A 23,668-nucleotide genomic window follows, 5' to 3' on the forward strand; every position below is an offset into this window, starting at 1 on the left:
AGTCGGGCCCGAATCAGCCTTCTTCAGGCCACAGCCGCAAGGGCTTGCCTTCTGCAGGCCAGAAACGCACCTGTTCGATTGGCGAAATGTCCCAGCGCTGTACGGTTTGCAGGGCTTCGAAGAACCGCTGCTCCTGCTCCATCAGCGCCGGCGCACAGGCTTTGCGAGTGCTGCCCACGCCACCAAAGCTCAGCTTGTCGCCGTCCAGGGTGTAGGGCGCAAACCAATGATTACAACCGCCGTTGCCATAGGCCCGGCCACCTTCATCAAAGGTCACGGTCAGGTGGCTGTAGTCCATCAATGGACGTTCGCCGATCCATTCCACAACGTATGCCCGGTTGTGTTGCAATTGCACCGGATCACCTGCGCAGCCCGCCAGGCTTGCGCCCAGCAGTGCCAACAGGGTCAGGTGTTTCATAGCGCAGCCTTTTGGCATTGAGGGCACAGGTGCTTGCTGCCTTCTGTGCTCCAGCCCAGCTCGGCAATGCGCGCGCTGGCGGCAGGTTTTTGTGCCTTGGTTCCGAGCTTGGCGTCGACCGCGAACTCGAACTTCAGCTCTTTGCCACAGGCATCGCAGTTGACTTGCCATTGATGAATCGCCAATTCACCGAAAACCGGTCCTTTGGTTACGGCAACCCACTGGCCGCGCGGGTTGATCAGGTGACGCACTTTGTCGACTGTCAGGCGCATGGACAAGTCCTTGCTGCCCTTGAGCGTCACGATCAGTACGTCACTGGTCTGGATCGAGCCACCGTTGCCGGTGACTTGATACAGGCCTGGCGCCAGGGCGCGGCATTCAATCAGGGTGTGCTGCGGGTTAAGCAGGCTGTAGCGGAAATCGTGTTCGACCATGGGTCCTCCAAATAGGCCGCTATGCTAGCACGCAGCCGAGGTATGGCCTTTCAACCTTCGATCAGGTTTTGTGGTGTGCCGTTTCTCCAGGCCACGATATTGTCCAGCGTGGTGCTGGCAATCGCGCTGAGTGCTTCGCGGGTCAGAAACGCCTGGTGCGCAGTAATGATCACGTTAGGGAAGGTCAGCAGCCGCGCCAACACGTCATCCTGCAGCGGTAAATCGGAGCGATCCTCAAAGAACAGCTGGGCTTCCTCCTCGTATACATCCAGCCCCAGGTACCCCAACTGACCACTTTTCAGCGCTTCGATCAGTGCCGCAGTGTTAACCAGTGCGCCGCGCCCGGTATTGATCAGCATGGCGCCATGTTTGAGTGTCGCCAGCGACTGGCTGTTGATCAGGTGCTTGTTTTCCGCAGTCAGCGGACAGTGCAGGCTGATGATATGCGAGCCTGCCAGCAGCTCGGGCAAGCTTACATACTGCGCACCCAGCGCCAGCAGTTGTGCATTTGGATACGGATCAAAGCACAGCAGCTTGCAGCCGAAGCCGGCCATTATTTTACCGAAGGTCGCGCCGATCTGGCCGGTACCGACCACGCCGACGGTTTTGCCGACCAGATCAAAACCGGTGAGGCCATGCAGCGTGAAGTCGCCTTCACGGGTCCGGTTATAGGCCCGGTGCAGACGACGGTTCAACGCCAGAATCAGGGCTACGGCATGCTCGGCCACGGCATGAGGCGAGTAGGCGGGGACCCGTACAACGCTCAAGCCAAGGCGTTTGGCGGCTGGCAGGTCGACATGGTTAAAGCCGGCCGAACGCAGAGCAATCAGTTGCGTACCGCCGTCAGCCAGTTGCTCCAGCACCGGGGCGCTCAAATCGTCGTTGATAAACGGGCAGACCACCTCGTAACCGTGGGCAAGGGCTGCGGTATCGAGGCTCAGTCGCGCCGGCTGAAAGTGCAACTGGACATTCTGGGGTTGTACCGCGGCCGTAAAACTGTCGCGGTCGTAGGTCTGGCTGCTGAACAGAATCGTGCGCATGAGATCTTCCTTGGAGTGGCGTGCCGGGTGGTCAGTTTCAGTTGTTTAACCGTCTTGTTTACGCCGTACTGCGTGCTTCTTTGACCAGGCGGATAATGGCCTCGTCCAGTTCGTTGAGGGCCGCGTAGGCGTGCGGGCTTTCCTGTTTGAGCAGGGTTTCACTGCGTTGGCAGGCGGCGCGCAATTGCGGGACTCCGCAATAACGGGTAGCACCGTGCAAGCGGTGAACACGTTCAATCAATGCATTGTTGTCCTGCTCTTTACGAGCCTGCAGGATCGCTTCACGGTCTGCTTCCAGCGAGGCCAGCAGCATGGCCAGCATGTCGACAGCCAGATCGGCCTTGCCGGCGGCAAGGCGCAGGCCTTCTTCGTGATCAAGTATCGGCAACTTGGCGTTGGGGCGGGCGGCTTCGTAGCCGCTTTCCTGGACCTGGTTGCGCAACGCCAGCCCGGTCCACTTCAACACCACTTGCGCCAATTGCCGCTCGCTGATGGGTTTGGTCAGGTAGTCGTCCATACCGCTCTGTAATAGCGCCCGTTTTTCGTTAGCCATGGCATGGGCGGTCAGCGCGACGATGGGCAGCGGCGCGTTGTGCTGCCCACTTTCCCACTGGCGCAGGACCTCGGTGGTTTCACGACCGTCCATGCCGGGCATCTGTACGTCCATCAGCACCAGATCGAAGGCTTCGGTCTTGACCGCCTCAATGGCGGCATAGCCACTGTCTACGGCCGTTACCCTGGAGCCCATGTCTTCCAGCAGGGTTTGCACCAGCAACAGGTTGGCCGGGTTGTCATCGACACACAGGATCCGTGGCGCGCGGCTGGCCAGCAGTTCGCCGGGCTCGGTACGCGTTTGTCGGGGGTTGATCAGATCAGCCAGCGCCCGCCGCAGTTTGCGGGTGCAGGCGGGTTTGGATTGCAACTGGCTATGGGGGTTGGGCACCGAGGTATTGAACAGCGCCTGTTCGGTCGTCGGGCACAGCACCAGGACTTTACAGCCCATATGTTCGAGGTCCCAGATGTGCTGGTTGAGCCGCTCGGGAGGCATGTCGTTGGCCGTGACCCCGAGCACCGCCAGATCAATGGCCAGAGGTGTCTGATGGGCACCGGTCACGCAATTGGTGAGCTTTTCCAGGGTAGTAAATGGCGTGACATCAAGTCCGCAGTCTTCCAATTGGTGTTGCAACGCCTGGCGCGCCAGGTCGTGTTTTTCCAGCAGCGCCACGCGATGGCCCGACAACACTGCGCCAGGCAAATCTTCTGCGTCATCACGGGCCTTGGGCAGCTTGACGCTGATCCAGAACACCGAGCCTTCGCCGGGTGTGCTTTCAACGCCAATTTCACCGCCCATCTGTTCGACCAGCCGTTTGGAAATCACCAGGCCCAGGCCGGTACCGCCGGGCTGGCGCGACAGGGAGTTATCAGCCTGGCTAAAGGCCTGGAACAAGGCCCGCACATCCTGGCTGGTCAGGCCGATTCCGGTGTCTTGCACGCTGATGCGCAACTGCACGCAGCCATCGGTCGTGTTGTCATCTTCATCTTCGAGCATGGCCCGCACCGCGATCGTTCCCTCACGGGTGAACTTGATGGCGTTGTTCACCAGGTTGGTGAGGATCTGTTTGAGCCGAAGCGGGTCGCCGATCAGTGATAACGGTGTGTCGCGGTAGACCAGGCTGACCAGCTCCAGGTTTTTTTCGTGGGCGGAGGGCGCGAGGATGGTCAAGGTGTCTTGCAACAAGTCGCGCAGGTTGAACGGGATGCTGTCGAGTACCAGCTTGCCCGCCTCGATTTTCGAGAAATCCAGAATTTCGTTGATGATCCCGAGCAGGCTGTCGGCTGATTTTTCTATGGTGTTCAGGTAATCGAACTGGCGGGGCGTCAACTCGCTTTTTTGCAGCAAGTGGGTGAAGCCCAGGATGCCATTGAGCGGGGTGCGGATTTCGTGGCTCATGTTGGCCAGAAACTCGGACTTGATGCGACTTGCCTCAAGGGCTTCCTTGCGGGCCAGGTCGAGCTCCAGGTTCTGGATTTCAATGGTCTCAAGGTTTTGACGAACGTCTTCGGTGGCCTGGTCGACGCTGTTTTGCAGTTCTTCCTGGGCATTTTGCAGGGTTTCGGCCATGCGATTGATACCCGAGGCCAGTTCGTCCAGTTCATGGCTGCCAAGGGGCGGCAAGCGGGTTTGCAACTGGCCGTCCTTGAGTTGCGACACCGCATGCTTGATCTGGTCCAGGGGAGCATTGATCGTGCGGCTCATGCGCAATGCCAGCAGAGTGGTAAATACCAGCCCGCCAGCGATCAGCAACAAGCTGGCAAACAGGCTGCGGTAACCGCGCAGCAGCATATTGTTATGGGACAGTTCAAGTTCTACCCAGCCCAGCAGGCGATGGGCTTCATTGGGGATGACATCGCCGGCCAGATTGCGATGCCGGCCAAACACGGGCAACAGATAACGGGTGGCATCGTTATCGGAGCGCTGCTGCAATTGAGTGCCGCTGCCCAGTGGCGGCTGGTTGATCATGGTCGGGCCGGCATGGACCAGAAGCTCGTGGTTGGCGTCCAGGAATGCCACGGACCGCACGTCTTGTTGTTCCAGAGATTCGTTGGCGATGCGGGTCAGCAGCGGGATGTCATGGCGGCCCATTGCTGGAGCCACCAGCGGGGCTAGCTGTTCTGCGATCATTTCGCCGCGCTGTAACAGCTGCGATTGCAACTCCGACTGTTGCAACCATGTGAAGTAACCCCCCAGTACCATCGCCATCAGCGTGACGGGCAATAACGTGAGCAACAACACACGACCTTTGATCCCCAGGTTCTTAAGCACGCAACTCTCCAGCCCTACATTCTTATAAGCGTTTCCCGAGCTCGCGGCGCAGGTCAGATGCCAGTGTAGCCATTTGCCGCCCGGCAAATCCCTGAAAATTTGCCGTCAAGGCCAGGTGCTTGATCGATATCAGACTTTGTTGACCCTGTGGCGGTTGCTCGTGGTGACTCAATCTTGAATAATCCACGATTGAGAATGACTTGCAGACGCTAATGAATCCCGTACCTGTTACCCCGTCCCGCTTGCTGGCGATTGAAGACGACCCCGTACTGGGCGCCTACCTGCATGAGCAGTTGCTGCGCTGCGGGTTCGATGTCGTTTGGTGTCAAAACGGTCAGGAAGGATTGGCGCTTGCCCGGCAAGAGCCGTTTGACGTGGTGCTGATGGACATTCTGCTGCCGGGCATGAATGGCCTGCAGGTCCTCACGCAATTGCGCCAGACCCATGCGTTGCCAGTGATTCTAATGTCGGCACTGGGGGCCGAGGCAGACCGTATCAGTGGCTTTCAGCTTGGGGCCGATGACTATCTGCCAAAGCCTTTCAGCATGGCTGAACTGCGGGTGCGGATTCAGGCCATCCTGCGCCGGGTGGCGCTGGACCGTATGCCGCGGCCAACCCCTGTCGCGGATTCAGCCCCGGCCGACTCCGGGCTGTTTGTCGATGAAGACGCTGGCGATGTGCGTTATGGCCTGCAATGGGCCGGTTTGACCCGCAGCGAATACCGTTTGCTCGAGACGCTGCAGCGCAATCCTGATGAAGTGTTGAGCAAGGCGTTCCTCTATCAACAAGTGCTGCAGCGAGGCTATGCGGCCCATGACCGTAGCCTGGACATGCACATCAGCCAGATCCGGCGAAAACTCAAGACCATCGGTTACCACACGCATGAAGTGCGCACGGTTTGGGGCAAGGGTTACGTTTTGAGCGCCAGTGATGCCCTATAAAGTGCCCGGCAAACATTCGGTGTTCTGGAAGCTGGCCTGTTTGCTGGTGGCCTTTTGTTTGCTGATGATCTGGCTCAGTTGGTCGTGGGGCCGCTACATGGACAAACGCACCGGCTTTTTGAGCGAGCTGGCGCACAACACGCTGGTGCGCTATGCCGGGGAGGCCGAGCGCGCCTGGGACACCGGCCAGCAAGCGGGTGTTGATCAGTGGCTGGCGCAAATGGGCCCTCGGGAGCCGGGCTGGATCGGGGTCATAGGTCAGGACCTGCAAGCGTTGAGCAGTTATCCGCTGAGTGACCGTGAAAGCCAGCGCATGACTTTTTTGCGCGGGCTGGACTGGCCCGTCAGCCACATCAAAACAGCCCGGCCATGGATCAAGGTTCCGTTCCCCAAGGATCCGTCGGCCGGCTATCTGGTGATCGAGCTGCCGCAGCGATTCATGCCGGGGCGTTCACAATTGATCTGGCGCATCGTCACCAATGGCTTGATTCCGGGCGTGTTCACCTTGTTGCTGTGCGTGGGCCTGTACCGTTTGCTGATCGTGCCGCTGAACCATCTGCGTCAACAGGCCAACGCCTGGCGTGCCGATCAGCTGGGAGCTCGCCTGTCGAGCCAGACCACCAGTCGCCAGGACGAGCTCGGCGATCTGGGGCGGGCTTTCGATCAGATGTCCGAGCGTCTGCAAAGCACTGTGAACCAGCAGCAACAATTACTGCGCGATTTGTCCCATGAACTGCGTACACCCCTGAGCCGGCTGCGGGTGGCGTGTGACAGCGAGCAGGACCTGCAAGCCCTGCGCGAACGCTTGAGCCGTGAAGTTGACGGCATGCAGCGCCTGGTTGAAGACACCCTGCAACTGGCCTGGCTGGATGCCGAGCGCGGGCCGCTACCGGTGGAAGACATTCAGATCCAGGCGTTGTGGGAGATGCTGACTGAAAACGCCCGGTTCGAAAGCGGCTGGCCTGAATCGCGGTTGCCATGCTTTGTCACTGCCGATTGCTGGGTGCAAGGGCATCTCAATAGCCTGGCGCAGGCGCTGGAGAACATTCTGCGCAATGCCATCCGTCATTCACCGGCACAAGGAACGGTCAGTCTGAACGGTCGGCGTGAAGGCGAGGAGTGGCACTTATGGCTCGACGATCAGGGCGGCGGTGTGGCACCTGAGGAGTTGGAGAGGATATTTGCTCCCTTTACCCGACTGGACGGCTCGCGCCCCGGCGACGGCGGCTTTGGCCTGGGCTTGAGCATTGCGCGCAATGCGTTGCGGCTGCAAGGCGGCAGTTTGTGGGCGGAAAATGTCGGCCAGGGATTGCGCGTGCACATCCGGTTACCGGCTTGCCCCGGGCACCCCTGATTACGCGTGGGGGCCGGCTTTCCAGGGTTTGCCCTAGCGTCTTATAGCTTTTAGCCATAAGCATCGCACTTTGCGTGATATGGGCTCTGGGCGTTTGTCGGTATGATGTGCGGCCCCGCGGTCTGGATTGCGAATACGCCATGATATTGCAGTACCCCACTATCGCCGATTGCGTCGGCAACACTCCGCTGGTGCGCCTGCAGCGCCTGGCTGGAGACACCACCAACACCTTGTTGCTCAAGCTCGAAGGGAATAACCCTGCGGGTTCGGTCAAGGATCGCCCGGCTCTGTCGATGATCAGCCGCGCCGAAACGCGCGGCCAGATCCAGGCCGGCGATACCTTGATTGAAGCCACCTCGGGCAATACCGGGATTGCGCTGGCCATGGCTGCCGCAATCAAGGGCTACAAGATGATCCTGATCATGCCCGACAACTCCAGTGCCGAGCGCAAGGCTGCCATGACCGCGTATGGCGCCGAGTTGATTCTGGTCAGTCAGGAGGAGGGCATGGAAGGGGCCCGCGACCTGGCCGACAAGATGCAGGCCGAAGGCCGCGGCAAGGTGCTCGACCAGTTCGCCAACGGTGATAACCCCGAGGCGCATTACACCAGCACCGGCCCGGAAATCTGGCGTCAGACCCAAGGCACGATTACCCACTTCATCAGTTCGATGGGCACCACTGGTACCATCATGGGTGTTTCGCGCTACCTCAAAGAACAAAACCCGGATGTACAGATCGTCGGTTTACAGCCGATGGAAGGCGCTGCCATTCCGGGCATCCGTCGGTGGCCGCATGAGTATCTGCCGAAGATCTATCAGGCCGACCGGGTTGACCGGATCGTCGATATGGCCCAGCGCGAAGCCGAAGACGTGATGCGTCGTCTGGCCCGCGAAGAAGGCATTTTCTGCGGTGTGTCTTCCGGCGGGGCAGTGGCAGCGATGCTTCGCTTGTCGCAAGAAGTCGAAAATGCGGTGATGGTCGCGATCATTTGCGACCGGGGCGATCGTTACCTGTCGACCGGCATTTACGATGAGCCCAACTGATGGCTAAGCAAGAAAGAGGTCTGCGCTTCCAGCCAGCTGGAGGCACCAAGGCCCCGCAAGTGCCTGTGGGCAAGAAACAGCGATTGAGCATCGAACGCCTGGCGAACGACGGTCGTGGCATTGCCTTTGTTGAAGGCCGTACCTGGTTTGTGTCGGGTGCCCTGGCCGGTGAGGAAGTTGAAGCACGGGTTTTGGGTGCGCACGCTAAGGTCGTCGAAGCGCGTACCGAACGCGTATTCAAGGCCAGCGACGTACGACGCGTGGCCCCTTGCGTACATGCGGGCAAATGCGGTGGTTGCAGCGTTCAACACTTGCCCCATGAAGAGCAGCTTGCACTGAAACAGCGCATGCTCGCCGAGCAACTGTCCCGTGTTGCCGGTGTCGAACCACTGGAGTGGGCACCGCCGCTGACCGGCCCCGAGTTTGGCTATCGCCGCCGGGCCCGTATTGCGGTGCGTTGGGATGCACGGGCCAAGCACCTGGAGGTCGGCTTCCGCGCTGCCGGCAGTCAGGACATCGTGGCCATCGATCACTGTCTGGTGCTGGTACAGGCTTTGCAACCTGTCATGGCCGGGTTGCCTGCCATGTTGCGTCAACTGAGCAACCCCAAGGCTTTGGGGCATGTGGAATTGTTCAGTGGTTCGGCGATTGCCGTGTTGCTGCGCCATATGGCACCGCTCAACGATGCCGATATGCAGGTTTTACAAGATTTTTGCCGTACCCATGACGCCCAATTATGGCTGCATGGCGACGCGGGGCCGCAGCCGGTCGATGCTAGCCAGAGCCTGGGCTACCGTTTGCAAACGTGGGGTCTGGAGTTGGCCTATCGTCCGGGTGATTTTGTTCAAGTCAACGCCGGCGTCAACGAATCCATGGTGGCTCAAGCATTAGCGTGGCTTGATCCGCAAGCTGACGAACGGGTTCTTGACTTGTTCTGTGGGCTGGGTAACTTCGCATTACCGCTGGCGCGCCAGGTGCGCGAAGTGGTGGCTGTCGAAGGCGTTGCGACTATGGTCGAACGCGCCGCGCAAAACGCGGTCAGCAACAACCTGCATAATGCAGCGTTTTTTCAGGCTGACTTGTCGCAGCCGCTGGTTGACGCAGCATGGACCAAAGAGGGTTTTGCAGCCGTGCTCCTCGACCCGCCGCGTGACGGGGCCTATGAAATAGTGCGCCAGCTGTCGGCTCTGGGAGCCAGGCGTGTGGTGTATGTGTCGTGCAATCCGGCCACGCTGGCGCGCGACACCGTTGAGTTGATGAAACAGGGTTATCGGTTAAAACGTGCCGCAATCCTCGATATGTTCCCGCAAACAGCGCATGTCGAGGCGATGGCGTTATTTGAAGCAGACTAGGACGTCTGTCTATTTCGACGGACCCGCAACCGCGTGCTGCTGAGCTCTGCAGCATGCGGCTGGTATTAGGGTCGGTGATTTTGACACATTGAATCTGTGTCGTAGGGAAGGTAAGCAAGATGGTACAGGTCAGAGCACACCAGCCGATCAACACCGACGGCAGTCTCAACCTCGAGGCATGGCTTGATCATGCGGTGAGTGTCGATATGGCGCTGGACCGTGAAGCCTTGAAAGAAGCGTGCGAGTTTGCGCGTGAGGCGGAACAGCAAGCCAATGCGGCAAAAAACCTGTGGACCGAAGGCATGTCTAGCTTTAGGACCGGTTTGGAAATCGCCGAGATTCTCGCTGATCTCAAGCTGGATCAAGACTCTCTGGTGGCCGCGATTCTTTATCGCTGTGTTCGCGAAGGGCAGGTGTTGTTGCCTGCCGTCAGCCAGCGTTTTGGCCCGGTTGTGGCCAAACTGATTGATGGCGTGCTGCGCATGGCCGCCATCAGCGCCAGTCTCAGTCCGCGTCAATCCATGGTGTTGGGCACTCAGGGCCAGGTCGAGAATCTGCGCAAGATGCTCGTTGCCATGGTCGATGACGTGCGTGTCGCACTGATCAAGCTGGCCGAACGTACCTGCGCCATTCGTGCGGTCAAGAATGCGCCGGATGAAAAGCGCAATCGCGTTGCCCGCGAAGTCTTCGATATCTATGCGCCGCTGGCGCACCGTCTGGGTATCGGCCATATCAAGTGGGAGCTGGAAGACTTGTCCTTCCGCTACCTTGAGCCTGAACAATACAAACAGATTGCCACTTTGCTGCATGAGCGCCGGCTTGATCGTGAGCGCTTTATCAGTGACGTGATGAACCAGTTGCGTACTGAACTGGTGGCCACCGGGGTTGATGCCGATATCAGCGGCCGGGCCAAGCACATCTATTCCATCTGGCGCAAAATGCAGCGCAAGGGACTTGCCTTCAGCCAGATCTATGATGTGCGTGCGGTTCGGGTTCTGGTCCCGGAGATGCGCGATTGCTACACCGCATTGGGTATCGTCCACACGTTGTGGCGACATATCCCCAAAGAATTCGATGACTACATCGCCAACCCCAAGGAGAACGGTTACCGCTCACTGCACACTGCGGTGATCGGGCCTGAAGGCAAGGTTCTGGAAGTGCAGATTCGCACCCATGCCATGCACGAAGAAGCCGAGCTGGGGGTTTGTGCGCACTGGCGGTACAAGGGCACCGACGTCAAGGCCGGGTCCAATCAGTACGAAGAGAAGATTTCGTGGTTGCGCCAGGTGCTGGAGTGGCACGAAGAACTGGGTGACATTGGCGGCCTTGCCGAGCAGTTGCGGGTCGATATCGAGCCGGACCGGGTTTATATCTTCACCCCGGACGGCCATGCGATCGATTTGCCCAAAGGCTCCACGCCACTGGACTTCGCATACCGGGTGCACACCGAGATCGGCCATAACTGCCGTGGCGCCAAGATCAACGGGCGCATCGTACCGCTCAACTACACCCTGCAAACGGGTGAGCAAGTCGAGATCATCACCAGCAAGCACGGCACGCCGAGCCGCGACTGGCTGAACCCGAATCTGGGCTACATCACCACGTCCCGGGCGCGGGCCAAGATCGTTCACTGGTACAAATTGCAGGCTCGCGACCAGAACGTCGCCGCCGGTAAAACCTTGCTTGAGCGCGAGTTGAGCCGCCTGGGCTTGCCGGGTGTGGACTACGAGAAGCTCGCCGACAAAGCCAACATGCGAACCGCCGAGGACATGTACGCGGCGCTCGGTGCCGGCGACCTGCGCTTGGCGCAACTGATCAACCTGGCGCAACAGCTGGTCGAACCTGAGCGCGGCAACGAGCAGATGGAGCTTATCCCGCGCAAGGCCACCGGTTACAAACCGGGCAAGCGTGGAGACATCCAGATCGAGGGCGTAGGCAACCTGCTGACCCAAATGGCCGGTTGCTGCCAGCCATTGCCGGGCGATGCGATTGTCGGCTACATCACCCTGGGCCGTGGCGTCAGCATTCACCGCCAGGACTGCGCCTCGGTGCTGCAACTGGGCAGCCGTGAGCCTGAGCGGATCATTCAGGTGAACTGGGGGCCGATCCCGGTCTCGACCTATCCGGTCGATATCGAGATCCGTGCCTACGACCGCTCGGGGCTGTTGCGTGACGTGTCGCAGGTACTGCTCAACGAGCGGATCAACGTGCTGGCGGTCAATACCCGCTCGAACAAGGAGAACAACACTGCGTTGATGTCTCTGACCATCGAGATTCCGGGGCTGGATGCATTGGGGCGTTTGCTGGGGCGAATCTCACAGTTGCCCAACATCATCGAAACCCGTCGTATAGGGCGCAGCGAGCCACGCTGAGGCAACACCAAGCTCGCTCCTGCAGGGTAATGTGGAATAGAGATTGCGATGTACACACTTGATGATCTGCTTAACCTCATGGCCCGTCTGCGCGACCCGCAGTACGGCTGCCCGTGGGATATCAAACAAACCTACGCCACGATCGTGCCCTATACCCTCGAAGAAGCTTACGAAGTGGCTGATGCCATTGAGCGAAGCGATTTTGAACACTTACAGGGCGAACTGGGCGATCTGCTGTTCCAGGTGGTGTATTACAGCCAGCTGGCCCGGGAAGAAGGGCGGTTTGAATTCGCCGGGGTGATCGACAGCATTACCCGCAAGCTGATTCGTCGTCATCCCCATGTATTCCCCACGGGCGATCTGTATGCGCCGCTGGACGTACCTCGCTTGAGCGAAGAGCAGGTCAAGGTGCGCTGGGATGAGATCAAGGCCGAGGAGCGAGCAGAAAAGTCCACGGCCCCCGAGCAGTTGTCCTTGCTCGATGACGTGCCTGTGGCCTTGCCTGCCTTGTCCCGGGCCGCCAAGTTACAAAAGCGGGCGGCGCAGGTGGGGTTTGACTGGCCGGCGGCCTTGCCGGTACTGGACAAGGTGCGTGAAGAGCTGGACGAAGTGCTCGAGGCCATGGCGGACAACGATTCGGTGGCAATCCATGATGAGATTGGCGACCTGCTGTTTTCGGTAGTGAACCTGGCGCGGCATCTTAAAGTTGACCCCGAAACGGCCTTGCGCGGTGCCAATGCTAAATTTGATCGACGTTTCCGGTTTATTGAGCAGGCATTGCGCGATACCCTGCGTCCCATTGAAAATTGCACCCTTGAAGACCTGGACGCCCTGTGGGGCGAAGCCAAGCGTCAGGAAAAGAATTTACCCAGCTGCGGCTGAGTTTGCCTAAGTGAGTAAGTAGATGAGTATTTCCCTACGCGACCAGTTGCTCAAAGCCGGACTGGTCAACGAGAAGCAGGCCAAACAGGCCGGCAAAGAAAAGCAAAAACAGCAACGCTTGGTACACAAAGGCCAGATTGAGCAGGACGACACTCAACAGCGTCTGGCCGCCGAAGCCAAGGCCGAGAAGGTCAAGCGCGACCAGGAGCTCAATCGCCAGCAGCAGGAAAAGGTCGAGCAAAAGGCCCGTGCAGCACAGATCAAGCAATTGATCGAAGTCTCGCGTCTGCCCAAGCTGACCACCGAGGATTACTACAACTTTGTAGACGACAAGAAGGTCAAGCGCCTGTCGGTCAACACCTTGATGCGCAACAAGCTGGCCAATGGTGCGTTGGCGATTGTGCAGCACCAGGGTGGCTATGAAGTGATTCCGCGTGAGGCGGCATTGAAGATCCAGGAGCGCGACCCGCGTCGTATTGTCCAGCTCAACATCCTGACCGAGGTCAAGACGCCGGAGGAGGACGACCCGTACGCGGCCTATCAGATCCCTGACGATCTGATGTGGTAAGGCTGTAGGAGCGAGCTGCTCGCGATCTTTCAAGATCAAATGCTGCGAGCAAGTATTTGCAGTCTCAGATACGACAAACCCCGCTTCGGCGGGGTTTGTGTTTTTCAAGTCTGTAGTTTCAGTGATTCATGCCTGAAGTTTCTGCGCTTCCAGCTTTTCCAGCTCTGCCTTATAGCTTTGAGCGTCGCTTTCGCGGTGGAACATACCAACCAGCACGTCTTCCTGGTGCACGTCCCACAGGTGAACACCGTGGGCCACAAGCTGGTGGAACATACGTGAATCGTCGCGTTCAGTTACTTTGATAGTCATCTGCTTGCTCCAAATTCTGATGGGGATCTGCGGCAAGGCGTCGCAGGCCTTCTTTATAGAATTTGTTAGCTTCCTAAGTAAATAGCCAATTGTCATGCTGTCATGTCGTTAAAAACGCCTAAACGCTGCAGCCCTTTAACGACGGGGTGTTTACGTAATTGGCCGATAGTTTTATGACAAAAGTTTCATGTTCGAAGGCTTTTTTGATGGCAGGAGAGGTTTGCATCAGCTCCTACGGGGGGAGCGCTTTTGCACTCAGATATGACGCTCAGAAACGAAAAAACCTCGCCGAAGCGAGGTTTTTGTCGTGAAGCCAGTTGCTAACTCAATTGCCTTTGACGGTTTTGCCATTCACCGTGCCGTCCAGCAGCATGATGTTGTATTCCTTGCCGTCTTTTTCAACCTGACGCAATTTTACCAGCAGGCCATCCCAGTTCTTGGCGAACCACATTTCAGTGATGCGCTTGTTCTGGGACGGATCGCGAACACGTTCAACCTTGATCGCATCTACCTTGCCGGCTTTGGTGTCGACTACTTCCGGGCCAATGACGCGGAAGTCATAGGTGTCTACGTCATTGCCGTCGACGACTTGATAGCTCATCGATTTTTTACCCGCAGCCACATCACGCTGCAGAGCCAGCTGGTAGGTCGACTTGTCGAGCATGCCGGTCAGCAGCTTCACGTTCACCGGATCTTTGTTGTCGGTGCCCGTGACAGTCATGTCGGACCAGTCGAATTTAAGGTCGACGTTTTTAGCCTTGCCCAGACCGCCACGTTCAAAGTGGTAGGTCAGGGGAACCGGCTGGTCTTTTTCCAGCTTGAGGGTGCTTTCTTCGTTCAGGCTGGCCACCAGCATCGAGGCCTTGAAGTTCAAGGTCCAGTTGCCGTCGCTGTTTTTAGTCAGGCTACGCTCGGCAGAACCGCTCATTGGCAACTGTTTCCAGTCTGCGGTGTAGCTGGCGTTGAAAGGCTGAAGATCGGCCGCCTGCACTGCTGGAATAGTCAGCAGGCTGAGGGCGAGGAGCAGGGCACGACGCATAATGTCTCCTAGGTTCGTATCAAGTGGCCGCTGGCCGCAAGTAATTGACCGTCTAATAATGCGCCTTGCTCGTCAAGTGACAAACGACCTTCGGCAAACCAGCGCACTGCAAGCGGATAAATCCGGTGTTCCTGGGTGTGAACCCGTTGCGCCAGACTGTGTGGCGAGTCGTCTGGCTTTACCGGCACTACTGCCTGTACGACCAGAGGCCCGCCATCGAGTTCCTCGGTCACAAAGTGCACGCTGCAGCCATGCTCGCCATCACCCGCATCCAGCGCGCGCTGATGTGTATGCAAGCCTTTGTACTTGGGCAGCAACGAGGGATGGATATTGAGCAGGCGACCCTGATAGTGGCGTACGAAATCTGCACTGAGAATGCGCATGAATCCGGCCAGAACCACCAGGTGCGGTTTGAAAGTGTCAATGACTTCGATCAGTGCAGCATCGAAGGCCTCGCGGCCCTCGAATGCTTTGTGATCCAGTACGCGGGTATCGATACCTGCGTCTTTGGCGCGTTGCAGGCCGTAGGCATCTGCGCGGTTGGAAATTACCGCGCGGATTTTAGCCGGGCTGTCCTTGATGTCATTGCTGTCGATCAAGGCTTGCAAGTTGCTGCCGGTGCCGGAAAGCAGCACCACTACATCACAGGTGTCAGGCATTAGTGCGCCTTGAGGTTTTGCAGCTCAACTTGTGGCGCGCCTTCGGCGGCCGTTTCGATATGGCCGATCACCCATGGCTGCTCGCCCGCTTCGCGCAGTACGTTCAGGGCGGTCTCTACGTCGGCCTGGGCTACGCAGATCACCATGCCTACGCCGCAGTTCAGCACGCGGTGCATTTCGGTTTCGGCCACGTTGCCTTTTTCCTGCAACCAGTCGAATACCGCCGGGCGCTGCCAGCTGGCAACGTCAACCACCGCTTGAGCACCCTTGGGCAGGACGCGCGGGATGTTGTCGAGCAGGCCGCCACCGGTGATGTGGGCCATGGCTTTGACAACGCCGGTGTCTTTGATCAGCTTGAGCAGCGGCTTGACGTAGATACGGGTCGGCGCCATCAGTAGGTCGGTCAGCGGCTTGCCGTCGAGCTGGATGTTTTCGATATCGGCACCGGACACTTCGATGATCTTGCGGATCAGCGAGTAGCCGTTGGAGTGCGGGCCCGAAGACGGCAAGGCGAGCAGGGCGTCACCGGCAGCAACCCGGGAGCCGTCGATGATTTCGGACTTCTCTACAACACCGACGCAGAAACCTGCGAGGTCGTAGTCTTCGCCTTCGTACATGCCAGGCATTTCAGCGGTTTCGCCGCCAACCAGCGAGCAGCCGGACAGTTCACAGCCAGCGCCGATACCGGTAACCACTTGGGTCGCGGTTTCTACGTTGAGCTTGCCGGTGGCGTAGTAGTCGAGGAAGAACAGTGGCTCGGCGCCGCACACGATCAGGTCGTTAACGCACATGGCAACCAGGTCGATGCCGATGCTGTCGTGTTTGTTCAGGTTCAGTGCCAGGCGCAGTTTGGTGCCTACACCGTCGGTGCCGGAAACCAGAACAGGCTGCTTGTAGCCAGCCGGAATTTCGCAGAGGGCGCCAAAACCGCCGAGGCCGCCCATCACTTCCGGGCGTGCAGTGCGCTTGGCCACGCTCTTGATGCGTTCGACCAATGCTTCACCGGCGTCGATGTCTACACCGGCGTCTTTGTAGCTCAGGGATGGTTGCTTGCTCATAATCCAGGCCTTTAGGGGGGATTCGGGGGTATCGACCGAGTTCAGAGGGCTGGCTTGCACGTGCTCAGGTATGGAACGGAGCATTTACATGGCGCCCGGCTGTTGCCGGTCTGCGAAGGCGCGCGATTTTATCAGGCTTGAAGGGCAGCGGCCATCCTCGGGCCGACAGGCAGGGTTATATCTGTCTAAAAAAACCTTTTTTAGTCGTACTAGGGTCTGTGCTCGGGCCTGTATAAGGTATAGATGTTGCGTTTTGATTTTTTATCACCGAATAAAACTGCAAGGCGGGAGGTGAATGATTTGGCCGTGGCCCTGTCTGAACCCCTGTCGAGTATTTTTATACGGCTTTTCATACTGCCTTTTGCCGTCGGGAATTTTTCATGCGTTTTCACCAATTTTTAGCTGTGGGCTGTCTGTCATTTTTTAGCCTGGCCAGTCATGCCGAAATCCTGACCGGTCTGTATCAGGTGCGTGAGCCGGTAAGTAGTCAAACCCCGGAGGAGCGTACCCAGGCCACGCAAAAGGCTCTGGAAACCCTGGTTTTGCGTCTGACGGGTGATGCCAAGGCTGTGCAAAGCCCGGCACTGGAAGCCATCCGCAAAGACCCCCAACAAATCATCAGCCAATACGGTTATGACGCGGGCCCGCCAGAAAGTCTGCAAGTGGACTTCGATCCCGTGAGCACTGATCGCGCCCTGCGCCAGGCCGGGTTGTCGTTGTGGGGTACCAACCGTCCGGCACTGCTCGGCTGGTGGTTGAATGATTCGGTGGACGGCTCGAGCCTGGTCGGTGATGGCCAGTCTGCCGCCGAGCCTTTGCGTCTGGCAGCACAACATCGTGGCTTGCCGTTGCGCCTGCCGTTGGCTGACTTGAGCGAGCAACTGGTAGGCACTGCGGAAAATCTCGAGGGCAGTAACCCTGCGCCTTTGAAGGATGCTTCCGAGCGTTACGGCGCAGATGCCTTGCTGGCCGTGCATGCCCATGAAGATGAGGGTAAGTGGACTGCCAAGTGGCGTTTGTGGGTTGGCGAGCAGCAAGAGCAAGGCAGTGCTGAAGCGCCCGATCAGGCCGCTCTGGCTGATGCAGTGATGCTGGCGGTGAGTCAGCGGCTGGCCCCGCGTTACGCGGTCAAGCCCGGTATTTCCACTGAACAGTTGCTGGAAGTGCAGGGCATGACGCTGGAGCGTTATGCGCAGTTGACGCGTTTGCTGGAACCGTTTGGCGGGCAGCTTAAAAGCGTTGACGGTGATCGTATTGTTTATCAGGTAAACGGTAGTGCCGATCAGTTACGCTCGCAGCTTGGCCTGGCCCAGTTGCATGAAGTGGCCGCTGACCAGGCGCCTGGCGCAACTGCTGCATCGGGCGCGCAACTACACTTTCGCTGGTAGGTTTTTCTCTTCTATATAAAAGGATGGGCAGTTCATGGCAGATTCGCGGCAATGGGTGTGGTGGGGCGTTGCGGTAGCAGCGGCTTTGTTCGTGTACTTTTTGCATCCAATACTCACGCCGTTCCTGGTCGCGATTGTCCTGGCCTACATGTTCGACCCTATTGTTGATCGCCTGGAAAAATTCGGCTTTTCAAGAACCTGGGGTGTGGTAACGGTTTTCGCGGTATTCACCGTCATTTTGATGACGTTACTTCTGGTGTTGGTGCCGTTGCTGGCAAAGCAGTTGATGAAACTTTATCAATTGGCACCCCAGGTACTGGACTGGTTGCAACACACGGCCATGCCGTGGGTACAAACCAAATTCGGCCTGGGTGACGGTTTCTGGAATTTTGACAAGATCAAGGCGGCGATCACCGAGCACATGGGGCAGGCAGGCGACATTGTCGGGGTAGTGCTGTCGCAGGCGACTGCTTCAAGTCTGGCGCTGGTGGGGTTTCTGGCCAATCTGGTACTGATCCCGGTGGTGGCGTTTTATCTGCTGCGCGACTGGGACATCATGCTGGCCAAAATCCGCAGTTTGCTGCCACGTGATCGTGAAGAGCGGATCGTCTCGCTGGCCAAAGAGTGCCACGACGTGCTTGGTGCGTTTGTGCGTGGTCAGTTGCTGGTGATGCTCGCGCTGGGGGTGATTTACTCGGCGGGGCTGATGCTGGTCGGTCTGGAGCTGGGTCTGTTGATCGGGCTGATGGCCGGTTTGGCAGCCATCGTGCCCTACATGGGCTTTATCATCGGGATCGGCGCGGCCCTGACTGCGGGCCTGTTCCAGTTTGGCGGCGACCTGTATCCGATGCTCGGCATTGTTGCGGTATTCATGGTCGGACAGGCGCTGGAAGGCATGGTGCTCACACCATTATTGGTGGGGGACCGAATCGGTCTGCATCCGGTGGCGGTGATCTTTGCAATTCTGGCGGGTGGTGAATTGTTTGGTTTTACCGGGGTCCTGCTGGCGTTGCCGATAGCTGCCGTAATCATGGTGCTGGTGCGCCACATGCACGAGATGTACAAGGACTCGCAAGTCTATAAAGGCGATGAAGACCCCCAGTTGTAACGGTACGAGGGTCTGAGAGAGGCTGGCTCATTTTGCGATGGGCCGGCCTTTTTTATCGGCACGTCAATTTGCCTGCCCTCAAGAAAAAGCTCATGCAATCCAGTACGTTAACGCAAACCTTTGATTTTGTTCGTGGTCTGTTACATTGTGCGCCCGGCTACACGGGTATAAACTTTGCAAACTTTACACAGAGGCCACTAACGGTTCGTTTGAACTGTTCAGTCAGCATGAAACCGATTCAGCTGCCCCTAGGTGTGCGTCTGCGTGATGACGCTACCTTCATAAACTACTATCCAGGCGCCAATGCCGCTGCACTAGGCTATGTCGAACGTCTGTGCGAAGCCGACGCCGGCTGGACAGAAAGTCTGATCTATCTTTGGGGCAAGCAGGGCGTAGGCCGTACGCACTTGCTACAGGCGGCCTGCCTGCGCTTTGAACAGATGGGTGAGCCGGCCGTGTATCTGCCGCTGGCCGAGCTGCAGGATCGCGGCATTGAAATCCTCGACAACCTTGAACAGTACGAGCTGGTGTGCCTGGATGACTTGCAGGCGGTGGCCGGGCGTGCCGACTGGGAAGAAGCGCTGTTTCACCTGTTCAATCGTCTGCGTGACAGCGGGCGCCGCCTGTTGATCGCTGCTTCGGCGTCACCCCGTGAATTGCCGATCAAGCTGGCCGACCTCAAATCACGTCTCACCATGGCTCTGGTTTTCCAGATGCGCCCTTTATCTGACGAAGACAAGTTGCGCGCCTTGCAATTGCGTGCATCGCGCCGGGGGCTGCACCTGACGGATGAAGTGGGGCATTTTATCCTCACTCGAGGCACCCGCAGCATGAGCGCCCTGTTCGATCTGCTCGAGCGGCTCGATCAGGCGTCTTTGCAAGCGCAACGCAAGCTGACCATTCCCTTCTTGAAAGAAACCCTCGGCTGGTAACACGGCCCCTGCAGTTTTTTCGCTGTTTCAGGGTGTTTAGACAACTTTCAGGCGCCAGAAAACCGCGCCGTACAGGGGCTGTACGCGCAAAATCGATTGTCAGGGGTGTAAAGCCTTAGATGTCATGACAAAACCACCAAGTCACATTTGGATCGATTGAATTTGCAAATGAGGATCATAGAAGGCATAGTCTCGGCTACTTTTCTTACAAGCCACGGTCGTGCCCATGCTAAAGCGCTTCGCACCCCTCGTGCCTCTCGCACTCGTTACCCTGTTGTTTGGCTGCGCTGCTCACACGCCAGTGTCACAGCAAGTTGTCGATCAGCAGGTTCAAAAGTCATCTTCATCCCGGTCTTCCGCTATTTATCAGGAAGAACTGGCGACTGAAAAAGAACTGGCCCAGTTCTCTGCCAACAACAAACCTTACGAATTGCCAGCCCTGGCTGACAGCATTCTTGAGCGTGGCATGTCCTTGATCGGTACCCGTTACCGTTTTGGCGGCACCTCTGAGGCGGGCTTTGATTGCAGCGGGTTCATCGGATACCTGTTCAAGGAAGAAGCGGGCATGCAATTGCCGCGTTCTACCCGCGAAATGATCAACGTAAATGCACCGCTGGTCGCACGAAATAACCTTAAGCCGGGTGATTTGCTGTTCTTCAGCACCAATGGTCGTGGCCGGGTCAGCCATGCCGGGATTTACCTGGGCGATGACCAGTTTATCCACTCCAGCAGCCGCCGCAGCGGTGGGGTCCGGATAGATAGCCTGGGCGATACCTACTGGAACAAGACCTTTATTGAAGCCAAGCGTGCATTGGCGATGGCGCCTTCAAGCGTAGTTGCGCGCAAGTAAAGTTAAAGTCTTACTTGAAGTTTGGCATCTAAGGTCTAGAATTCGGTCGCATAGTTAAATTCCTGAAGCCGCGAAGGTGTCCCCTCTCGCGGCTTTGGGTTTCGCGGCCACAGTAGCCGTATCCAGAATCAGGAACATTCTGTTTATGTCGACCATGGCCCGCGTTGCCCTTTTGACCTTAGCATCACTGCTTGGTGCCTGTGCCAGCCACACACCGCCACCCCCCGTGGTTCAAAAGCAGGTCGTATTCTCCAACACCCCTGAAGACACTTCGCCGATTGCCGCGGATGTACTGTTTCGCGCCTTGGGTCTGGTGGGCACGCCCTATCGCTGGGGCGGTAATACCCCGGACTCAGGTTTTGATTGCAGTGGATTGATCAAGTACGTCTACAACGACGCCGCCGGAATTTCTTTGCCGCGCACCACCCGCGAGATGATCGTGATGCGGGCGCAGAGTGTGGGCAAAGACAAGTTGCAAACCGGTGACCTGCTATTTTTTGCCACCAGTGGTGGTTCGCAGGTCAGTCATGCGGGGATTTATGTGGGGGAGGGCCGCTTTGTGCATGCGCCTGCAACGGGCGGCACGGTCAAGCTGGACAGTCTGAACAAAGCCTACTGGCAGAAAGCTTATCTGAACGCCAAGCGCGTACTGCCGACTGAGCAGCATCTGGCGCACAACCCGTAATCGAAAGCCGAACCTGCAGGAGCGAGCTTGCTTGCCAGCAACCCCGCTCCTGCTGTTTTATTTCCCTGACACGCGCCAGATCTTGTTGCCGACATCATCTGCTACCAGCAGATCCCCCTGTTTATCAATCACGACTCCCACCGGACGGCCCATGGCTTTTTCATCGGCATTGAGAAAACCGGTCAGCACGTCCACCGGCAGGCCTTTGGGTTTGCCATCAGCGAACGGTACGAAGATCACTTTATAACCACTGTGGGGTTTACGGTTCCAGGATCCGTGCTGGCCAATAAATGCGCCTTGCGTAAATCCGGGCAGTTTGCTGCCTTCAGCAAAGCTGAGCCCCAGTGAGGCTGTATGCGGACCTACGGCATAGTCCGGTGCAATGGCTTTGGCCACCAGCTCCGGGTTTTGCGGGTTGACCCGTGCATCCACGTGTTGCCCGTAGTAGCTGTAAGGCCAGCCATAAAAGCCGCCATCCTGTACCGAAGTGATGTAGTCAGGCACCAGATCGCTGCCGATTTCGTCGCGCTCGTTAACCGCGGTCCAGAGTTTGCCGGTCACGGGCTCCCAGTCCATGCCGTTGGGGTTGCGCAAGCCTGAGGCGAAGATGCGGTGACTGCCGGTAGCAGGGTCCACTTCCCAGATCGCGGCGCGACCTTCTTCCTTGTCCAGGCCGTTCTCACCCACGTTGCTGTTGGAACCCACGCTCACATACAGTTTTTTGCCGTCGCGGCTGGCGATGACGTTCTTAGTCCAGTGATGGTTCAACGGGCCGCCGGGCAGATCGACGACTTTGACCGGCTGGGCGGTGATGGATTGCTCTGCGGCTTTATACGGGAAACGCAGTAGCTTGTCGGCGTCAGCGACATACAGATCATTACCCACCAGGGTCATGCCGAACGGGGAGTTAAGGTTGTCGATGAACACTGTGCGAGTGTCCGCCACACCGTCATGGTTGCTGTCGCGCAGCAGCGTGATCCGGTTGGCGCTCGGGACAGCGGCACCGGCCCGGCCCATGACTTTCTCCATCACCCAGCCACGGATACCTTTGCTGTCATCCGGCTTGGGCGGTGCATTGGTTTCTGCCACCAGCACATCACCGTTAGGTAATACGTAGAGCCAGCGTGGATGGTCGAGGCCTTCGGCGAAGGCGGTAACTTTCAGGCCCTGGGCAGCAGTCGGGGTGGCGCCCTCGGCCCAGCCTATGGCTGGCGCGATGTTGACCGTCGGAATCAGCGTCTTGTTCGGCTCCGGCAGTTTTGGCGAAGGGCCGGTGCCATCGACCACTTGCAGGGTCGAGCTCTCGCCGCAGGCGGCCAATCCTGCTGCAAGTATGATGACAACAGCGTGCTGGCGCTTGAGCATGAAAATCTCCATTGGTTCTTGGGCTTGTTAGTCATAGAGGAGCGTAGCTGCTCAAAGGTTCAAGTCGCTGCAGCCAGCTTTAATTGACGCTCCACCCCCAACCCTCTAACCTTCGCGGCTTGTTTCAGGTGCTCTGTGGCCACAGGTCGACAGGGTGAAACAGGGAAGCCGGTGAGGGCGTGTTTGATCCACACAACCGCTTTGATCCCGGCGCTGCCCCCGCAACGGTAAATGAGTAAAAACTGCGCTCAATGTCACTGTGTTTGCACACGGGAAGGCGCGTGGTCAGGGTTGCTCTGTTCAGGAGTATCCCGCTTGTGAGCCCGGAGACCGGCCTGATCCATCCAACACCTCGCGGCGGGCGATGGTGTGCTTTTTGTTGCAATGTCCCCCGCCTCCCGTTTGCATGATTGAGCCCCAACGGAGAGCTGCCATGAACGAATCCCCCGAACGCGACGAACGTCATCAGGCGCGCATGCTGCGCAAAAAAGCCGTTATGGATGAGCGCATTGCCAGCGCCCCTAACGAATGTGGGTTGCTGCTGGTACTGACCGGCAACGGCAAAGGCAAAAGCAGTTCGGCCTTTGGCATGCTGGCACGGGCCATGGGCCACGGCATGCAGTGCGGCGTGGTGCAGTTTATCAAGGGTCGCAACAGCACCGGCGAAGAGATTTTCTTCCGCCGTTTCCCTGAGCAAGTGCGCTACCACGTAATGGGCGAAGGCTTTACCTGGGAAACCCAGGACCGCCAGCGTGATATCGCCGCTGCCGAGGCCGCATGGGAAGTGTCCCGCGAGATGCTGCGCGACCCGTCCATCGGTCTGGTGGTGCTGGATGAACTGAATATCGCGCTCAAGCACGGCTATCTCGACCTGGAGCAAGTGCTGAGCGATCTGCAAGCCCGCCCGCCGATGCAGCATGTACTGGTCACCGGACGCGGCGCTAAACCCGAACTGATAGACCTGGCCGATACGGTGACTGAAATGGGTGTGATCAAACACGCCTTCCAGTCCGGTATCAAAGCCCAGAAAGGCATCGAATTGTGAGT

22 protein-coding genes and 1 riboswitch are annotated in these 23,668 nt (G+C 58.1%); of the genes, 13 read left to right on the plus strand and 9 right to left on the minus strand.

All coding sequences use genetic code 11. From position 1 onward, the window contains the following. Nucleotides 1-13: 13 nt before the first annotated feature. From AOC04_RS02555 to AOC04_RS02570, 4 genes are read right to left on the minus strand one after another with little or no spacing between them, the layout of a single operon-like run. Nucleotides 14-418, minus strand: coding sequence for an META domain-containing protein (locus tag AOC04_RS02555; protein WP_060691021.1), 405 nt, complete (start codon nucleotides 416-418; stop codon nucleotides 14-16). Further along, nucleotides 415-852: a hypothetical protein gene (locus AOC04_RS02560; protein ID WP_060691022.1), complete on the minus strand. Its 438-nt coding sequence runs from the start codon at nucleotides 850-852 to the stop codon at nucleotides 415-417. The genes AOC04_RS02555 and AOC04_RS02560 overlap by 4 nt, the downstream gene beginning before the upstream one ends. Nucleotides 853-902: 50 nt before the next feature. Beyond that, the gene (locus tag AOC04_RS02565; RefSeq protein WP_060691023.1) at nucleotides 903-1,892 is read right to left on the minus strand and encodes a 2-hydroxyacid dehydrogenase; all 990 of its coding nucleotides are present in this window, start codon (nucleotides 1,890-1,892) and stop codon (nucleotides 903-905) included. A 58-nt stretch (nucleotides 1,893-1,950) separates the two neighbouring features. After that, nucleotides 1,951-4,716, minus strand: a complete 2,766-nt coding sequence (locus AOC04_RS02570) for a response regulator (protein ID WP_060691024.1) — start codon at nucleotides 4,714-4,716, stop codon at nucleotides 1,951-1,953. A gap of 212 nt (nucleotides 4,717-4,928) precedes the next feature. On the opposite strand from AOC04_RS02570, the gene AOC04_RS02575 reads away from it, so the two are divergent. The 7 genes from AOC04_RS02575 (at nucleotide 4,929) to AOC04_RS02605 (ending at nucleotide 13,228) form a co-directional block, all read left to right on the plus strand. Then, the gene (locus tag AOC04_RS02575) at nucleotides 4,929-5,657 is read left to right on the plus strand and encodes a response regulator transcription factor (protein WP_060691025.1); all 729 of its coding nucleotides are present in this window, start codon (nucleotides 4,929-4,931) and stop codon (nucleotides 5,655-5,657) included. Continuing rightward, nucleotides 5,647-7,011 carry a sensor histidine kinase gene (locus AOC04_RS02580; RefSeq protein WP_060691026.1) on the plus strand — a complete coding sequence of 455 codons (1,365 nt, stop codon included), beginning with the start codon at nucleotides 5,647-5,649 and terminating at the stop codon, nucleotides 7,009-7,011. Before AOC04_RS02575 ends, AOC04_RS02580 begins: the two co-directional genes overlap by 11 nt. 140 nt (nucleotides 7,012-7,151) lie before the next feature. Beyond that, nucleotides 7,152-8,054: a cysteine synthase CysM gene (gene cysM, locus AOC04_RS02585; RefSeq protein WP_060691027.1), complete on the plus strand. Its 903-nt coding sequence runs from the start codon at nucleotides 7,152-7,154 to the stop codon at nucleotides 8,052-8,054. Next, a complete protein-coding gene (rlmD, locus tag AOC04_RS02590) occupies nucleotides 8,054-9,406 on the plus strand; it encodes a 23S rRNA (uracil(1939)-C(5))-methyltransferase RlmD (RefSeq protein ID WP_060691028.1) in 1,353 nt (450 codons plus the stop codon). Before cysM ends, rlmD begins: the two co-directional genes overlap by 1 nt. A 119-nt stretch (nucleotides 9,407-9,525) precedes the next feature. Further along, nucleotides 9,526-11,778: a GTP diphosphokinase gene (gene relA / locus AOC04_RS02595; RefSeq protein ID WP_060691029.1), complete on the plus strand. Its 2,253-nt coding sequence runs from the start codon at nucleotides 9,526-9,528 to the stop codon at nucleotides 11,776-11,778. A gap of 48 nt (nucleotides 11,779-11,826) precedes the next feature. Beyond that, entirely contained in the window at nucleotides 11,827-12,660 is an 834-nt protein-coding gene (gene mazG / locus AOC04_RS02600; RefSeq protein ID WP_060691030.1) for a nucleoside triphosphate pyrophosphohydrolase, read from the plus strand. 22 nt (nucleotides 12,661-12,682) lie between these two features. Beyond that, on the plus strand, nucleotides 12,683-13,228 hold the full coding sequence (locus AOC04_RS02605; protein ID WP_060691031.1) for a DUF2058 domain-containing protein: 546 nt from the start codon (nucleotides 12,683-12,685) through the stop codon (nucleotides 13,226-13,228). A gap of 126 nt (nucleotides 13,229-13,354) precedes the next feature. Here the strand turns inward: AOC04_RS02605 and AOC04_RS02610 are convergent, their stop codons facing one another. The 4 genes from AOC04_RS02610 to purM all read right to left on the minus strand — a co-directional run bounded on the left by AOC04_RS02610 (nucleotide 13,355) and on the right by purM (nucleotide 16,293). Then, nucleotides 13,355-13,537, minus strand: a complete 183-nt coding sequence (locus AOC04_RS02610; protein ID WP_060691032.1) for a hypothetical protein — start codon at nucleotides 13,535-13,537, stop codon at nucleotides 13,355-13,357. A gap of 325 nt (nucleotides 13,538-13,862) precedes the next feature. Then, on the minus strand, nucleotides 13,863-14,576 hold the full coding sequence (locus AOC04_RS02615) for a DUF3108 domain-containing protein (RefSeq protein WP_060691033.1): 714 nt from the start codon (nucleotides 14,574-14,576) through the stop codon (nucleotides 13,863-13,865). A gap of 8 nt (nucleotides 14,577-14,584) precedes the next feature. Further along, a complete protein-coding gene (gene purN / locus AOC04_RS02620) occupies nucleotides 14,585-15,235 on the minus strand; it encodes a phosphoribosylglycinamide formyltransferase (protein WP_060691034.1) in 651 nt (216 codons plus the stop codon). After that, nucleotides 15,235-16,293: a phosphoribosylformylglycinamidine cyclo-ligase gene (gene purM / locus AOC04_RS02625; protein WP_003442788.1), complete on the minus strand. Its 1,059-nt coding sequence runs from the start codon at nucleotides 16,291-16,293 to the stop codon at nucleotides 15,235-15,237. Before purM ends, purN begins: the two co-directional genes overlap by 1 nt. 380 nt (nucleotides 16,294-16,673) lie before the next feature. On the opposite strand from purM, the gene AOC04_RS02630 reads away from it, so the two are divergent. The 5 genes from AOC04_RS02630 (at nucleotide 16,674) to AOC04_RS02650 (ending at nucleotide 21,256) form a co-directional block, all read left to right on the plus strand. Continuing rightward, on the plus strand, nucleotides 16,674-17,681 hold the full coding sequence (locus tag AOC04_RS02630) for a DUF2066 domain-containing protein (RefSeq protein WP_060691035.1): 1,008 nt from the start codon (nucleotides 16,674-16,676) through the stop codon (nucleotides 17,679-17,681). A 34-nt stretch (nucleotides 17,682-17,715) separates the two neighbouring features. Beyond that, a complete protein-coding gene (locus AOC04_RS02635) occupies nucleotides 17,716-18,789 on the plus strand; it encodes an AI-2E family transporter (RefSeq protein ID WP_060691036.1) in 1,074 nt (357 codons plus the stop codon). A 227-nt stretch (nucleotides 18,790-19,016) separates the two neighbouring features. Further along, entirely contained in the window at nucleotides 19,017-19,721 is a 705-nt protein-coding gene (hda, locus tag AOC04_RS02640; RefSeq protein ID WP_003442781.1) for a DnaA regulatory inactivator Hda, read from the plus strand. A gap of 226 nt (nucleotides 19,722-19,947) precedes the next feature. Further along, on the plus strand, nucleotides 19,948-20,571 hold the full coding sequence (locus tag AOC04_RS02645; protein ID WP_060691037.1) for a C40 family peptidase: 624 nt from the start codon (nucleotides 19,948-19,950) through the stop codon (nucleotides 20,569-20,571). Between the two features lie 145 nt (nucleotides 20,572-20,716). Then, nucleotides 20,717-21,256, plus strand: coding sequence for a C40 family peptidase (locus AOC04_RS02650; RefSeq protein ID WP_060691038.1), 540 nt, complete (start codon nucleotides 20,717-20,719; stop codon nucleotides 21,254-21,256). 57 nt (nucleotides 21,257-21,313) lie between these two features. On the opposite strand, the gene AOC04_RS02655 is transcribed toward AOC04_RS02650, so the two are convergent. Beyond that, entirely contained in the window at nucleotides 21,314-22,621 is a 1,308-nt protein-coding gene (locus AOC04_RS02655) for a PQQ-dependent sugar dehydrogenase (RefSeq protein WP_060691039.1), read from the minus strand. Between the two features lie 109 nt (nucleotides 22,622-22,730). Continuing rightward, nucleotides 22,731-22,974: riboswitch (cobalamin riboswitch) on the plus strand. 80 nt (nucleotides 22,975-23,054) lie between these two features. Here AOC04_RS02655 and cobO point away from each other — a divergent pair. After that, entirely contained in the window at nucleotides 23,055-23,666 is a 612-nt protein-coding gene (cobO, locus tag AOC04_RS02660; RefSeq protein ID WP_003442773.1) for a cob(I)yrinic acid a,c-diamide adenosyltransferase, read from the plus strand. Nucleotides 23,667-23,668 lie beyond the last annotated feature (2 nt).

The sequence above is a fragment of the Pseudomonas versuta genome (assembly GCF_001294575.1).
Taxonomy (GTDB): domain Bacteria; phylum Pseudomonadota; class Gammaproteobacteria; order Pseudomonadales; family Pseudomonadaceae; genus Aquipseudomonas; species Aquipseudomonas versuta.